13 protein-coding genes are annotated in these 14,938 nt (G+C 67.3%); 4 read left to right on the top strand and 9 right to left on the bottom strand.

Translation table 11 applies throughout. The features are described 5' to 3' along the window. Positions 1-207 precede the first annotated feature (207 nt). Positions 208-1,413 (top strand): polymorphic toxin type 44 domain-containing protein, encoded by a 1,206-nt coding sequence (locus LC490_RS06255; protein ID WP_051885124.1) that lies wholly within the window; start codon positions 208-210, stop codon positions 1,411-1,413. 134 nt (positions 1,414-1,547) lie between these two features. Then, positions 1,548-2,003 (top strand): hypothetical protein, encoded by a 456-nt coding sequence (locus LC490_RS06250; RefSeq protein WP_223619636.1) that lies wholly within the window; start codon positions 1,548-1,550, stop codon positions 2,001-2,003. A 151-nt stretch (positions 2,004-2,154) separates the two neighbouring features. Here the strand turns inward: LC490_RS06250 and rtcA are convergent, their stop codons facing one another. Further along, positions 2,155-3,174 (bottom strand): RNA 3'-terminal phosphate cyclase, encoded by a 1,020-nt coding sequence (gene rtcA, locus LC490_RS06245; protein WP_036148966.1) that lies wholly within the window; start codon positions 3,172-3,174, stop codon positions 2,155-2,157. A gap of 123 nt (positions 3,175-3,297) precedes the next feature. Beyond that, positions 3,298-4,524 (bottom strand): RtcB family protein, encoded by a 1,227-nt coding sequence (locus LC490_RS06240; RefSeq protein WP_223619635.1) that lies wholly within the window; start codon positions 4,522-4,524, stop codon positions 3,298-3,300. A gap of 702 nt (positions 4,525-5,226) precedes the next feature. Between LC490_RS06240 and rtcR the strand changes: the two genes are divergently transcribed. Continuing rightward, on the top strand, positions 5,227-6,819 hold the full coding sequence (gene rtcR / locus LC490_RS06235; RefSeq protein WP_223619634.1) for an RNA repair transcriptional activator RtcR: 1,593 nt from the start codon (positions 5,227-5,229) through the stop codon (positions 6,817-6,819). Positions 6,820-6,849: 30 nt separating this feature from the next. Here rtcR and LC490_RS06230 read toward each other — a convergent pair whose 3' ends face one another. The 3 genes from LC490_RS06230 to LC490_RS06220 form a co-directional block, all read right to left on the bottom strand. Continuing rightward, on the bottom strand, positions 6,850-8,136 hold the full coding sequence (locus LC490_RS06230; RefSeq protein ID WP_223619633.1) for a YcaO-like family protein: 1,287 nt from the start codon (positions 8,134-8,136) through the stop codon (positions 6,850-6,852). Positions 8,137-8,220: 84 nt separating this feature from the next. Next, the gene (locus LC490_RS06225) at positions 8,221-8,400 is read right to left on the bottom strand and encodes a hypothetical protein (RefSeq protein WP_031372668.1); all 180 of its coding nucleotides are present in this window, start codon (positions 8,398-8,400) and stop codon (positions 8,221-8,223) included. A gap of 307 nt (positions 8,401-8,707) precedes the next feature. Further along, positions 8,708-9,529, bottom strand: a complete 822-nt coding sequence (locus tag LC490_RS06220) for a penicillin-binding transpeptidase domain-containing protein (RefSeq protein ID WP_223619632.1) — start codon at positions 9,527-9,529, stop codon at positions 8,708-8,710. A 226-nt stretch (positions 9,530-9,755) separates the two neighbouring features. On the opposite strand from LC490_RS06220, the gene LC490_RS06215 reads away from it, so the two are divergent. Beyond that, positions 9,756-11,588, top strand: coding sequence for an ABC transporter ATP-binding protein/permease (locus LC490_RS06215; protein ID WP_223619631.1), 1,833 nt, complete (start codon positions 9,756-9,758; stop codon positions 11,586-11,588). A 52-nt stretch (positions 11,589-11,640) separates the two neighbouring features. On the opposite strand, the gene LC490_RS06210 is transcribed toward LC490_RS06215, so the two are convergent. From LC490_RS06210 to LC490_RS06195, 4 genes are all read right to left on the bottom strand, one after another. Beyond that, positions 11,641-12,171 (bottom strand): GNAT family N-acetyltransferase, encoded by a 531-nt coding sequence (locus tag LC490_RS06210; RefSeq protein ID WP_223619630.1) that lies wholly within the window; start codon positions 12,169-12,171, stop codon positions 11,641-11,643. A 91-nt stretch (positions 12,172-12,262) separates the two neighbouring features. Beyond that, positions 12,263-12,916 (bottom strand): hypothetical protein, encoded by a 654-nt coding sequence (locus LC490_RS06205; protein ID WP_223619629.1) that lies wholly within the window; start codon positions 12,914-12,916, stop codon positions 12,263-12,265. A gap of 88 nt (positions 12,917-13,004) precedes the next feature. After that, the gene (locus LC490_RS06200) at positions 13,005-13,508 is read right to left on the bottom strand and encodes a hypothetical protein (RefSeq protein WP_223619628.1); all 504 of its coding nucleotides are present in this window, start codon (positions 13,506-13,508) and stop codon (positions 13,005-13,007) included. A gap of 164 nt (positions 13,509-13,672) precedes the next feature. Continuing rightward, positions 13,673-14,131 carry a hypothetical protein gene (locus tag LC490_RS06195; RefSeq protein WP_223619627.1) on the bottom strand — a complete coding sequence of 153 codons (459 nt, stop codon included), beginning with the start codon at positions 14,129-14,131 and terminating at the stop codon, positions 13,673-13,675. Between the last annotated feature and the right edge of the window lie 807 nt (positions 14,132-14,938).

Here is a 14,938-nt window from a genome sequence, read left to right as displayed (position 1 = left end):
CAACCCACCCGGCAACGACCAACGCTGGCGCTGAGGATGTGCGCGGATCGTGCATTCGGCCAGGCTGACTAGGGTTTCCCCCGATTTACCGGCGTGCGGCGGCTGTCTAGGCTGCTCGGCATTGCAGTCCTCCCCTGCGCCGCGGCCGGCTTCCGGCTTGCACCGGCGCGACCGCCGATCTGCCCCGACCGGGCAAGGAGCCGTTCCATGAGCGTCGATTCCGCCGTTTCCGTCACCCAGGACAAACTCAGCCAGGGCTGGCTCGATTGGGACGTCAGCAAGGGCGACCTGGATGCGATCAACCGCGAGGTCGCCAACCTCACTCCGGCCGAGCGCAACGAGTTCATCGGCAAGCTCAGCAACGACGACATCAAGAACTGGACCCAGGAGATCGACGGCGCGATGGGCTCGCTCAGCGCTGGCGAGCGCGGTGAGTTGTTCAACCGCTTGGCCGAGGGTCTGGACGGGCCGCAGACCACCCGCTTCGTCGAAGCCTTCGACGGCAGCTCGGGCGGGCTCGAAGCCTTCGCCGACGCGATCGCCAGCCACGGCAGCAGCGACGCCAAGACCGCCTTCATCGGCGCGGTCAAAGGCGACATCGACGGCGAGTACAAGGCCACCCAGGGCACCTGGGGCAACAGCGAAACCGAAGCGGCCGGCAAGGTCTTGGCCAGCCTCGCCAACGACCCGCAGGCGTTCCAGCAAGCCGTCGGCTCGCTCAGCAAGGAGCAGTTGCAGGACGTGATGAACGTGGCCATGGGCCGCAAGTACATCGTCGACTTCAGCGGCCGCACCGCCGGCACCACCCAGTACGACCCGAGCGTGCTGACCGGCATCCTCAACGCCGCCCAGGGCGCCGACCTGCCGACCCGCACCGCGGTGTTCGAGGCGGCGATGCCGCAGTTGCAGACCATGCAGGGCGACAACGTCGGCCTGCTCGGCGCCGAACCCTACGTCGACGGCGTCGCCCAAGCCATGGGCAAGGTGCTCAGCCGCGACGAGGCCGTGGAAGCCGGCCTGCTCAAGATTCCGGAAGCGCCGGCCGGCGTGTCGATGGACGCCAACATCGCCGACACCCACAAGCACGAGTTCCCGAATCCGGGCGACATGGTCTGGTTCAAGGACCAAGTCCAGGGCGGTGGGCCGTGGGACTACAAGACCCAGGGCGCGCAGTACGAGAACTACGGCAACTTCCATTTCGGCGTGGTCGCCGCGGCGATGGACATCCCCGAGCAGATCGGCCTGCGCGGCGCCGGCTACGTACAGATCCAGTCCGACACCTCGCAGGACGGTTGGGGCAAGCCCTACGACCTGGGCGACAGCAGCTACGGCGACGACCCGCGCGACCAGGCCCAGATCAAGGCCGGTTACGACTACTACAACTCCGGCATGTGGCGGGTCTGGGCGGATTGACCGCTCGGCCGGATTCGATCGCGAAGGCGCCGGCCATGCCGGCGCCTTCGTCGTATTGGGCATGCGTGCACTACTCCGCGGCGCCGCGCCCCCGTAGGATCGAGGAGAACCCCGACCGAGACGAATCGCCGACGATGAAAGCCCGCATAGCTACGGTACTGACGATGGTGTTGACGGCGCTGCTCGCCATCGGCTGCAGCCACGACGCGATCATGCCCGACGTGGAAGTCGCCCGGGTCGCCTCGCCCGACCTGCAGGCCGACGCGGTGCTGACCGAAGCCAATCCCGGCGCCACGGCTTCCTTCATCTATCGGATCCGGATCGTGCCGCACGGCGCCGACTGGCGCTCGGCGCCCTCCGCCGCCGAGCTGTACGGCGCGACCCGCAGCGCCCAGGCCTACGGCGTCGATCTGCACTGGCAGGACGCCAACAGCGTGCGCGCCGATTACCTGCAGGGCCGGGTGATGAAACCGGCCTCGGCTGCAGTCTCGGTCGCGGGGCGTGCGGTGACGCTGCAGTTGCGCAGCGGCGTCAGCAACCCGGCCGCGCCGGCCGGCGGCATGGCGCCGGAACCCAAGCAGGCACGGTAGACACGGCGCAAGGCGGCAGCGCCGGGCCGGCCCCGGCCTTCGAGGCAGCAGGCCGTTGCGCGGTCGTCGCTGGGCGCAAACAATCGTCGCGACATAACGCATCCACCTCTTCGCATTGCGCAAGCCGCGACGGCCAGCGCCGCCGCGACCCTTACGAACGCACCGTCACCCGCCAGCACCTCTCGGCCTCCTGGACCCAGTCGATCTCGACCGGCAGGAACTTCTCGATCAAGCGCGCGTTGCTGAGCAGGTGCTCGCTGAGCGCGGCGGTGGTGAACTCACCGCCGCCGGCCAAGGCCATCGGCAACAACAGCTGATCCGACAAGTGCTCGCCGACCGCCGCCGGCGAGGACAGGTAGGCCGAGGCCTGCTTGACCAGGCCGATCGCGACCTGCTCAGCGCTGAGCCCACGCTCGCCGAGCGCACTGAACAGCTCGGTGTGCTGCTCGCCATGTACGCGCAGCAGCAACACGTTGGCTGGGCTTTGCGCGTTGACGACGCGGCGCAGATGCTGCTGATCCTCGGCCAAGCCCAGACGCTCGGCGACGACCGCCAGTTCGCGGTGGCCGATCTGATCCTGCAAGGCCGACAGCAACACGGTCGTGTCCAGGCGCGGGGCTGCATCGCGCTGGTCGAATACGCAGCGGCGCAGTTGCGCGCACGGCGCTACGCGCAACTGCAGCGCACCGCCGCCGGCCGGGAAGAACCCATGGCGCTGCAAGGCGAAGCTCGCCTCCACGCCCATGCGCTGCAAAGCCGGCAGATAGGCCTCGGCGATGAAGTCCGCGCACGGCGCCAGCGGGTTGTGGGTGCCGCCTTCGATGAATACCTCGGACGGCTCGGCGCACTGCCATAGCGCCGGCAGCACGGTCTGCAACACCAAGGTCGCCGAACCGGCGCTGCCGATCGAGAAACGATAGCGGCCGGCGTTGATCGCGCCGGGCATGAAGCGCAGCGTGGTCGCACCCAACTGTGCGCCGTGGACGTGGGCGCAGCCGATCTGCGCCGCGGCGCCGACTGCGGTCAAATGTTGGCGCATCAGCCCCGGGCGCGAGCGCTTGGCACGGATGTGCTGCATCTCGAACGCGGTGCCGGTGCACAGGCTCAGGGTCAATGCGGTACGCAGCAGCTGTCCGCCGCCGTCCTGCCCGCTGATTTCGATCAGTTCCATCTTGCGATCCATCCATCGGGACGGCCTTGCGGCCGCCCGCTCTCCTTTCCGTTTCGCGGCGCCGTTTCCGGTCGCCGCTATAGCTTGTTGGCGCGATACCGCGCCGCATTGCGGCCCGGGCGTTCAGCCCTTGACGCAAACCACCTGGCGCAGCGTATGCACGATCTCGACCAGGTCGCTCTGCGCGGCCATGACCGCATCGATCGACTTGTACGCGGCCGGCGACTCGTCGACCACGTCGGCGTCCTTGCGGCATTCCACGTGCGCGGTCGCCCGTGCATGCTCTTCCAGGCTGATGCGCTTCTTCGCCTCGGTGCGGCTCATCACGCGGCCGGCGCCGTGGCTGCAGCTATGGAAGCTGTCGGCATTGCCCAGCCCGCGCACGATGAAGCTCTTCGCGCCCATGCTGCCGGGAATGATGCCGAGCTCGCCCTTGCGCGCGCTCACCGCACCCTTGCGGGTCACCAACACGTCCTTGCCGAAGTGATGCTCGCGGTTGACGTAGTTGTGGTGGCAATTGACCGCCTCGGCCTGCGCCTCGAACGGCTTGGCGATGACCTTGCGCACCGAGTCGACCACGTGCTTCATCATGATCTCGCGGTTGCTGCGCGCGAAACGCTGCGCCCAGTCGACCGCGAACACATAGTCGGCGTAATGATCGCTGCCTTCCGGCAGGTAGGCCAAGTCCTGGTCCGGCAGGTTGATCATCCAACGGCGCATGTCCTGCTTCGCCAGCTCGATGAAATGGCTGCCGATCGCATTGCCGACGCCGCGCGAACCCGAGTGCAGCATGAACCACACGCGCTGCTCCTCGTCGAGGCAGACTTCGACGAAGTGGTTGCCGGTGCCGAGCGTACCGAGGTGGCTGAGGTGGTTGCTGCGCTCGAGCTTCGGGTGCTTGGCGACGATGCGCTCGAAGCCCTCATGCAGGCTCGACCAGCTCTGCAAAGACGCTTCCGGCGGATTCGCCCAGGCGCCCTTGTCGCGCAGGCCGCGGCCGACCGTGCGGCCATGCGGCACCGCCTTCTCGATGGCCGCACGCACCTCGCCCAGATGATCCGGCAGGTCCTGCGCGGTCAGGCTGGTGCGCACCGCGATCATGCCGCAGCCGATGTCGACGCCCACCGCCGCCGGTACGATCGCACCGACGGTCGGCACCACCGACCCCACCGTGGCGCCCTTGCCGAGGTGCACGTCGGGCATCACCGCGATCCAACGATGGATGAAGGGCAACTTGGCGATGTTCTGCAACTGGCGGCGCGCCTCGTCCTCGAGCGGAACGCCGCGGGTCCAGTGCTTGATCGGCACCGCGCCGGACTCGTTGATGACATCGTACTGGCTGGTGTTCATGGTCTTGCTCTCTTGGTTGCGCACACAATGAAGGGGAAAAGCTCGAAGGGCGAGCGCGGTTGCGCTGGGCCTCTACGACGGCCGCGGGTGCGGCACGAGGGAAAAGCGGCTGCACGACGACGAAGACAAACGCAGCCGACTCCTGATCGCCTATCGGCCGGCGGACCCCAATGTCCGCCGGCCATCCTGTAACCGCATCGCACTTCCCTTGCGCGTGCGGTCGACGGGTTTCCAATCCGTCCACGCGAACACACTCCTTGCGTTCGCGTTGCGGCGCATCCTTGCGCCGCGGCGGTACCGATCCCTGGCCCGCCTTGGAACGGATCGGCGATCCGCTCCTTCCTTCTCTTTAATCTCCGCCCATATCGCGCATCCCCAATCGGCAAGTCGATGCCGGATTCGTCGATGCGCTAGCTCAATCGTTTGGCGGCCGCGGTGCGCTGCGGCAGGTGTTGCAACTGCTCCTAGCCGCTCGCGTGGAAGGCGCGGTTCAAGCCACCGGTCGACGCATACATCGGGGTTGGCCATCGGGACATTGCGGTTCGAACTCGCAGGTAGTAGCGCAAGCCCCGTGCCAACCACCCGAGCCTGACCTATCTAATTGAATAAATTGACATTTACTTCAGGGCGACCGGTTTTGCTCGCCCGATCAGCCATTCGTTATCTATACTTTCTGATCGCTTTATATATGGATGTATAAACATGAAACGCCAGGTCGTGGTCGGCATGCTCGGCACCCAACTCGACGCCGGCCTGGGCCCGGGCCGCTGGGAGAAATGGCGGCCGACGGTTTCGCTGGGCATGCACGAGGACTTGCTGCTCGACCGCATCGAGCTGCTGGTCGACGAACGCCGTTACGGCAAGCTCGCCGCCGTCGTCGCCCAGGACCTCGGCCAGGTCTCGCCCGAAACCCAGGTCCGTTGCCACGACACCTACCTCGCCGACCCATGGGATTTCGAAGCCGTGTACGGCGCGCTGCACGACTTCGTGCGCAATTACGACTTCCAGCCCGAGGAAGAGGACTACTACGTCCACATCACCACCGGCACCCACGTCAGCCAGATCTGCTGGTTCCTATTGACCGAAAGCCGGCTGTTTCCCGGGCGCCTGTTGCAGACCGCGCCGCCGCGCAAACAGAACGGCGAGGCCCCCGGCAGCTATGCGGTCATCGACCTGGACCTGTCGCGCTACGATCGCATCGCGCAGCGCTTCGCCGAGGAGCGCCTGCACGACCGCGACCTGCTCAAGAGCGGCATCGCCACGCGCAACCCGGCCTTCAACCGCATGATCGAGCAGATCGAGACGGTGGCGACGCGTTCGAAATCGCCGATGTTGCTGATGGGCCCGACCGGCGCCGGCAAGAGCCAACTCGCACGCCGCGTGTTCGAGCTCAAGAAGCAGAAGCATCAATTGCCGGGCCGTTTCGTCGAGGTCAACTGCGCGACCCTGCGCGGCGACGGCGCCATGAGCACCTTGTTCGGCCACATCAAGGGCGCCTACACCGGCGCCTCGACCGATCGCGCCGGCCTGTTGCGCTCGGCGCATCAAGGCCTGCTGTTCCTCGACGAAATCGGCGAGCTCGGCCTCGACGAACAGGCGATGTTGCTGCGGGCGCTGGAAGAGAAGCGTTTCCTGCCGGTCGGCGGCGACAAGGAAGTCGAGAGCGACTTCCAGTTGATCGCCGGTACCAATCGCGACCTGCAGCAGGCCGTGCTCGAAGGCCGCTTCCGCGACGACCTGCTGGCACGGCTCAATCTGTGGACATACCGTTTGCCCGGCCTGGCCGAGCGCGCCGAGGACATCGAACCGAACCTGGACTTCGAACTCGAACGCCACTCCCGCGAGAACCGGCAACGGGTGACCTTCAATCGCGAAGCGCGCGAACGCTATCTGGCCTTCTCGCGCAGCGCCGAGGCCACCTGGGGCGGCAATTTCCGCGACCTCGGCGCATCGGTGATGCGCCTGGCGACCCTCGCCGACGGCGGCCGCATCCGCAGCGATCTGGTCGAAGAGGAAATCGGCCGCCTGCGCCGGCAATGGCACGGCGCCGGCCTGCGCCCCGGCCTGCTCGACGAAGTCCTCGGCGAGCGTGCGGCCGAACTCGACCGCTTCGACCGCGTGCAACTGGAAGACGTGCTGCGCGCCTGCCGGCAGGCGAAGTCGCTGTCGCAAGCCGGACGCGAGCTGTTCGCGGTCTCGCGCGCGGCGCGCACCAGCACCAACGACGCCGATCGCCTGCGCAAATACCTGGCCCGGTTCGGACTGGATTGGGAGCAGGTGCGCGGACGCGGCTAGGCCGAGCGTCAGCGCACCGGCAGCCCCGCTTCAGCCCGCCTGCTCTTCCGCCTCGACCGCCCTGGACGCATTCGCGGGCGAGAGCCTGGACAGAAACTCGCGGCCGCGCCGGCCCGGCGCCATCAGGATGCCGGAGGTCGCCAGGAAGAAGCGCTCCAGTTCGAACGACACGCAGCTGGCCACGCAGAAGTCCTCGCCTTCGCTGTGATTGACCGCGTAGTACAGCTCGATGCCGCGCGCCTCCAGATCGGCCACGACCTCGGGCAACAGCAGGTCCGGCGCCAACCTCGGCCGGTCCGGATGCGGCCAGTCGACGCGTTCGAGCCGGTCGCGATCGACCTCGAAATAAGCGCAGGCCTGCAGCCGCGGATAAGCGGCAAGCATCTCCAGCGCGAGTCGGTCCAGCTCGGCCAGATGATCGGAGCGCTGCTTGATGTCCACGCATTGCACCAGTTCGGTCAACGCGCGCATCGCCGCGTACTGCCCATACGAGGACGCGCCGCAGCCGTGCGGGTAGACGATCTCGTCGGGCCGGCGCTCGGCGACGGTGGCGATGAAGGTCGGATAGCCGAGGTCGGAGGTCACATCGATCAGCAACACGCCGCGGCCGATGCGGCGCTCGGTGAGGCGCAGCACTTTCTCGACCTCATCGGGCAAGGAGGCAGGGTCGATCAGCGCGCCGTAGCGGCCCGGGCCGCCGAGGTAATGCGCGAGGAGGAATAACGACCAGGCGTCGCGCTCGACGATCTCGCCGATGCCGTGCAAGGCCGCTTCCTCGAGGCTGGCGCCGATCGCGGTGCCGCTGTTGGAGCTGTAGCGGATCACGCTGCGGTAGTCGAAGTCGTCGCGCCGGCCCGACTGCGCGTCCAGTTGCGCGCCGACCGGATAGTCCGGAAAGCTCAGGAACAACGGCACCTGGATGTCCTGGCGGCCGGCGAAGAAGGAGCGGTAACGGCGACAGGCCAGGTAGCGGCCGCGGTTGTCGGCGAACGCCGACAGGAACGGCAATGCGGCGTAGCGCGGATCGTCGATGAAATGCTCGGCCGCGACGTATTCGACCGGCGTCGAGACCCGGCTCGCCTTGCAGTAATAGTGCTCGACCGCCTCGTGCAAGGCGCCGGCCATCGAAGTCGCGGCATCCCCCTTGCCGAAGCCGCGGCTGATCAACTCGCCGCCGGCGTCGCGCAAGCTGCATTTGACCGTCATCAGCTGGCCGCCGAAATCCTCGGTTTCCACGGTCCAGCCGCGCCGGGCGATGCAGTCGCGGATGATGCGGTCGGCGTCGTCCAGACTGCGCTCTCGTTCGTACGGAATCATTCCCTGCTCCTGCCTTGCCTCGTCGTAAAGACCGCATGGCGCGCCGCTCGCGACGCGCCATGCGGGATCGCTGCGTCGAGACGCTTACTTGGCGAACTCGTCGAGGAAGGCCTGTTCCTGCACCGTCGGCGAGTTGAGCTCGGACATCGCGCTTTTCAGCTCTTCGCCCGATGCCGTGCCATTGGCGCGGATGGATTCGGTGACCGGAATGTACTTGGGCTTGATGAGCGAAGTCTTATCGAAATCGATGCGCGTGGTACCCATGACGAAACCTCCTGTTTGGTCGAAAGGAAACTGCGAAGCGAAGCGTCGCCCCCGGCCCGGCGGACCGGCACGGCTACGTCCCCGCGATACGGTCGAAACCGCATGCGAGGGTTACCGGGTGGGGCGGCTTCGAGTCCTTGACTCCCGTCACCGAAACGGAGGCCGTCGGATCCAAACTGAGACCGACGACTCTGCGAATGCTTCCGCGGCTGTCGGTTCCGACAGGTCGGGCATTGGATTCTTGGCGGACCGATCTTGCTTGCCGATCTTGGCGAACCGGTAGATCGGCCGACGCCTCGCGTTCGACTCAGAACACGTTGGCGCGACGCAGCTCGCGTTCGGCCAGGGACACCGCCGCGTTCTGCGGCAGGCTCTTCGGGCCGGTCACACAGCTGACGAACACGTACTGGCGCGTGCCGCGCCTGACCTGGCCGACCAGCCAGCGCACGCCTTCCCGGCCGTCCATCACCGTCGAGGCGCTCTTGGCCGCCACCGAGGTGTCGTCGCGCGGCGGCGTAGCGCCGAACGGCGCCACCCCGAAGCTGCCGACCACCACGCCCGGCGGCTGGCGCAGGCCCGAACGCACGTCGGCGATCATCTGCCGGTTGACGCTCAACTCGTCGCGGAAGAAGCGACGCAGGAACAGCAGTTGCTCGTCCGGCGACACTTTCAGCGAACCGCCGTCCCAGAAATTGGTGGCGCCGCTGCTGGTATCGGCGTTGCCGTAATTGAAGCGGACCATGTACTCGCGCTCGCGCTGGGCGCCGAGGCGCTGGGCGATGCGCTGGAAATACCAGGGCGCGGAGAACTGCAGCGCCGAATCCAGGGTCTGGTCGCTGCCGCCGGCGTTGCCGCCGCTGTCGGCGCCGATGCGCTCCTGCGCCTGGACGATGCCGCCGTCGAGCGCGGCCAGAGCATGCGGGATGTCGAAGGTCGCGCCCGGGCTGACCCGGCGGCTGCACGCAGCCGAGGGCGTGCGGCTGATCTCGCCGCCGCTGAGGTCGTACAGCACGAAGCAGGACTGCATCTTCGGCTCGCTGCCGGGGGGACCCATCGACTGGGCGTAGGCCTGGGTGGCCGGGCCGCAGAGCGAGACGGCGAACAATGCCGCGGTGAGGACAGCTTTCATGCCTGCAGTGCTCCTTGCGAAGGCGTAATGACGGGGGCAGGCCGGCCGGGACGCGAACCCCAAGGGTTTCGCCGTCGCATCCACCCTGCTCGCCCCAGGATGCCATGCCTTATACGCGCATTTCGACCGTGGCGCGCGGCGGCGGCCGGCACGGATCGGCGACCGCTTGACCTGAAGCGCGCTCGAGGTCCTATGCTCGGCTTCCTACTCCCAGGCACAGGACGGCATGGCCGCCATTCCTCCCACCAGCGAATCCGCCGCCGACACCGACGGCGCCGCCCCGGTCGCCCGCACCGCCGGACGCCGCGGCGAATGGTCGGTGATCGGCTCGCTGCTGCCGTATCTGCGGCCCTACCTGGGCCGGATCGCGATCGCGCTGGCGATGGTGGTCGCGGCCAAATTGTTGAATCTGTACGTGCCGTTGGCGCTCAAGCAGCTCATCGACCGGCTCAACATCGAAGTCACCCCGCTGATGCTGCCGGTCGCCTTGTTGCTGTCCTACGGCGCGGCGCGGATCGGCGTGACCTTGTTCACCGAATTGCGCCAGGTGGTGTTCGCCCGGGTCATGGCGCGCACCTCGCGCCAGGTCACGCTGCAGGTGTTCCGCCACCTGCACGGCCTGAGCCTGAAGTTCCACCTCGCGCGCCGCACCGGCGGCGTCGCCCGCGACGTCGAACGCGGCGGCAGCTCGATCGCCGACCTGCTCGACTGGACTATCTACACCATCATCCCGGTGATCCTCGAAGTGGCGATGGTCACCACCGTGCTGGTGTGGATCTACGACTGGCGTTACGCCGCGATCACCCTGGGCACCTTGTTCGCCTACGGCCTGTGGACGTTCTCGGTCACCGAGTGGCGCACGCGCTACTACCGCGCCTCGGTCGAGGCCGACACACGCGCCAACGAACGCGCGGTGGACTCGCTGTTGAACTACGAGACCGTCAAGTACTTCAACAACGAAGAACACGAGGCGCGCCGTTACGACGACAACCTGCGCCACCTGGAGAATGCCCAGGTCATGTCGATCAAGACATTGGCGGTGCTCAACCTCGGCCAGAGCCTGGTGGTCGCGATCGGCGTCACCGCGATGATGTGGCTGGCCGCCAGCGGCGTGGTCGCCGGCGAGATGACGGTGGGCGACCTGGTCCTGGTGAACGCCTACCTGCTGCAGCTGTCGGCGCCGCTGTTCATGCTCGGCATGATGTACCGCGAGGTGAAGCAGGCCCTGACCAACATGGAGCGCTTGTTCGATTTGCTCGACGAACGCCAGGACGTGCGCGATTCGCCCGACGCCGAGGTACTGGCGTCCTCGCATCCGACGGTCGCCTTCCGCGACGTCCGCTTCGGCTACGACCCGCGCCGCGAGATCCTGCAGGGCATCGATTTCGAGATCGCCTCCGGCGCGACCGTGGCCGTGGTCGGCCACTCCGGCTCGGGCAAATCGACCCTGGCGCGATTGCTGTATCGCTTCTACGACGTCGACGCCGGCTCCATCGCCATCGACGGCCACGACCTGCGCGCCCTGACCCAGGCCTCGCTGCGCGGCTCGATCGCGATCGTCCCGCAGGACACGGTGCTGTTCAACGACAGCATCCGCTACAACATCCGCTACGGCCGGCCCGAAGCCGGCGAGGACGAAGTCGTGGCGGCCGCACGCGCCGCGCACATCCACGACTTCATCGTCAGCCTGCCCGACGGCTACGACACCCCGGTCGGCGAGCGCGGCCTGAAACTGTCCGGCGGCGAAAAACAACGCGTCGCGATCGCCCGCGCCCTGCTCAAAAACCCTTCGATCCTGATCTTCGACGAAGCCACCTCGGCACTCGACTCGAAATCCGAACGCGCGATCCAGGCCGAGCTCGACCGGCTCGCGATCGGGCGCACCACCCTGGTGATCGCGCATCGGCTGTCGACGGTCATGGACGCCGATCAGATCCTGGTCATGGACGCCGGCCGCATCATCGAGCGCGGCACGCACTCGCAACTGCGGGCGCTCGATGGCGTGTATGCGCAGATGTGGGAGCTGCAACAGCGTCAGGAGGACGCGGCGCTGGCCTGAACCGCCCGGCGCCTCGCCTCGCCTCGCCTCGCCGATGGCGAAAGCGAAGGCCTCAGGCCGAAGCGTCGGATTCCCAGACCATGTAGACGTCGGCACGCTGATAGTGCGAGCCCGGCCGCGGCGCCGGATGATGGCGGAAGCCCACGCTTTCGTAGAGTTTGAGCGCGGGCCCGAGACGCGTGCTGGATTCCAGGAACAATTCGCGGCCGTCCATCTGTTGAAATGCCTCGATCGCCCCGGTCATGAGCTTGCGGCCGATCCCGCCGCCGCGCAGCGAGGGCTCCACCGCCATCTTGGTCAGCTCGACCAGGCCGTCTTCGTAGCGCTTCAAGGCGACCGTGCCGAGCACCTGGTCGGCCTCGTCGACCGCGAACAGGACCCGGCCGCCATCGGCGAGCAGGTGCGTTTGCGGATCGCCGAGCACCTCGCGGTCGACCGGTTCGACCGTGAACCAGCGCTCCAGCCACTCGATGTTGAGGCGCGCGAACTCGCCGCGCCAACGCGGTTCGAAATCGACCACGCGGACGGTGCCGACCACTCGCAAGGGAGCCGATGCGGAATCGTTGGATGTCTCATCGCTCATGCCTCGATCATAGACCGGCCGGCACGGCGTTCGCAGCCATGAAGACGACGACGGCGGCCGCAGCCGCCGTCGTCACAACCGGCCCGCGCGTTCAGGGCTTGCCGTTGCCCTTGTCGCCCTTGCCCGCCCCCCGCCCCTGCGCGGCGCTCTTGCTCTTGCCGGCGTGGTCCTTGCCGCTTTTGTCTTTGCCGGGCTTGGCCTTGGCCGACTTGGCTTCGCCGCGATCGCGCTCGTAATCGCGATAAGGGCGGTTCGGATAGTCGCGACGCAGCTCGGTGTCGATGGTGATCGGCCGGCCCCAGCGGTCGTAGGTCGGCACGAAGCCGCGCTTGAGGCGATGGAACTCGGCCGAACCGGGCTTGATGCCCAGGCGCAGCGCGATCGCGCCCCAGCCGTCGGCGTGGTCGCGATCCCACTCGTCGACCACATAGCGGCACGGCCGGCCGAGCACCTGCGCGATCGCGCAGGCGTAATAAACATCGCCCGGCGTCCAGCCGCGTTGGTTCAACAGATCGCCGACCAGTTCGCGCGGCGCGCCGTAGTAGCGGACCATTTCGTCGATGAAAGGCTCGCGGTAACGCGCGCCATAGCGGTTGATGTCGCCGAGCCAGGTGTCCACCCAGACGTCGCCGCTGCGTGGATTCCAGCCGGCCACGACATCCTGCGCCTGGACCGTTCCAGCGCCCAGCAAGGCCGCGACGGACGCGGTCAGGGCGAAGAAATGGGTCTTGAGCTTGTTGGACATGGGGAACCTCCTGGAGGCCGGATGCGGTGGCTGCGTGCCCGGAATCTATTGCGGCGATCACCCAGCGATGCAGCGAAACGCCGCGCGGTCAGCGCGAAATGGTGAACTTGCCGAAGGCCACGCCGATGTCCCAGCCTTCGCCGGTACCGGCCAGGGCCAGCGACACCTCGCCCTTGGTCATGACCTGCGCCTTGCTCGACTTCGCCGCGCCGGCATGGGCTTCGGCGGTGGCGTAGCTGCCGAGCGTTTCGCCGATGTTGTGCACGCCGGAGAACTCACCGGTGCCGTTGACGATGCGCGACTTGCCGAAGCTCAGGCCGCCGCCCTTGGCGCTGATCCGCACCGACATACTCTGGCCGTTGCTGCAGCTGATGGTGCCGTTGCCCGAGGAGGTCTTGTAGAACACCGACCAGCCGGACATGTTGAACTTGAGTTTGCAGTCGACCGAGCCGCGGGCGGAGGCCGCCCCCGGCACGGCGATCGCCGCCAGCAGGAGCGCGCCAAGCAGGAGGCGTCGCGGGCGCAGGCGCGACGACGGGCTGTGGACGGGGGCGACGGGGGTCTTCGCGGTGTTTTCAGTAACGGTGCGCATGGGCGGGCCTCGAACGATGGCGGAACCGGTCATGGACGACGGCGTGTCGTGCCGGTGAGGGAGGCTAACACTGCCGGGCGACGACCCTCCCGGACCTGCCGCCGTGCCGGTCAAACGACGACGGCGCCCGAGGCGCCGTCGTGTGGCTGCGAACCGACGTCGGGTCAGTCGTCGTAGCGGTCGCGCCAGCGGCCGTTGTCGTGGCGGCCGTAGCGGCCGCGGTCGTGACGGTCGTGACGGTCGTAGTAGCGGTTGTCGTAACGATGGTCGTAACGCGGATCGTAGTACGTGGTCTTGCACTTGCCGCGATGGTTGCAGTCGCGGTCGTAATAGCGGGGGCCGTAGCTGTAGCGCGGCGGCGCCGGGCGATAACGGTGCTCGACGTAGCGCGGCGCGTTGCGGTAGTAGGTCGGACGGCCGTAGCGGTCGTGCACGACGATCAGCCGGTCGTTGTAACCGTAGTTGCCGTAGCGGTAGTACGGGGTGTTGTTGCGCACGATCACGTCAGCGATGTCGACGATCACACGGGCCAGATCGTCGGCTCGGGCCGGGGCAGGAATCGCGACCGCGCCGATGCCGGCGGCGATGACGATCGGTGCAAGCCAGCGGGACAAGGCGGTCATGTCGGTCTCCTGTAAAGCCTGCTCCTCGGCAGGCACGATGCGAATGTGCCTTCGCCACCGTGAACCGGCTTGGAATGATTCCGAGGTCGCCGCCAGTCGCTCAGTCGCGGTTGCAACGGCAGCCACGGGGGGGACGCCCGGCCCTCCCCGGCCGGCCCGCAAAGGCCGCGGAGTCGTCCGCTGCGCAGCCGGCGTTCAGGCGCCAAATCGAACCCGATCGGACCGCTCGGCGGCAAGTCCGCGCCTTTGCAGCGGCCTCCGTCTGGCGGGAGCGGAAAGCGGCGTTTGGAGGACCCGCACAACGCGCAAGCACAGCTCTCGCGAATGACCCGACCTCGTTGCCAGACCGGCCCGAGGCGCCGCACGGACCGGCGCGGACCGGCCATGCCGATGCAGACCAGTCGCCTATGCAGCCACTCAAGACGCTTAATCTGCCGCGCCAATCCCTGCGAACCCTCCTGCAGCAGCGCGCCGGCCTGCTGCAGACAATGCTCGTGCGTATCCACCGGCTGCGATAGCCTGCCCTCTAGCTTGCCGATCACCGCTCCGGACAGGCCGCGCAGACGCTCGTCGGCCGACTGGAAGACCGTCCCCACTACCTGCTGCGATAGCTCCTTCAACTGCAGGCAGGTCGCGCGTTGATCTTCTCCGACTTCCTCGCAACGGCGTTCGAATTGCTCCATCAAGACCGCCGTCCTGCCGATCAGCGCCGTCAGTTCGTCTTACTGCATTCAAGCGCTTTCCCGACGCATTCTCGAGCTGCGCCTGCATTTCTTTGGACTTGGACTCGGGCCCGCCACGGACCCG

The sequence above is a fragment of the Lysobacter sp. ESA13C genome (assembly GCF_019970005.1).
In the GTDB taxonomy this organism is placed as follows: Bacteria; Pseudomonadota; Gammaproteobacteria; order Xanthomonadales; family Xanthomonadaceae; genus Lysobacter; species Lysobacter antibioticus_B.
The sequence above is the reverse complement of the archived record's forward strand: the minus strand, read 5'-3'. Positions and strand labels throughout refer to the sequence as shown.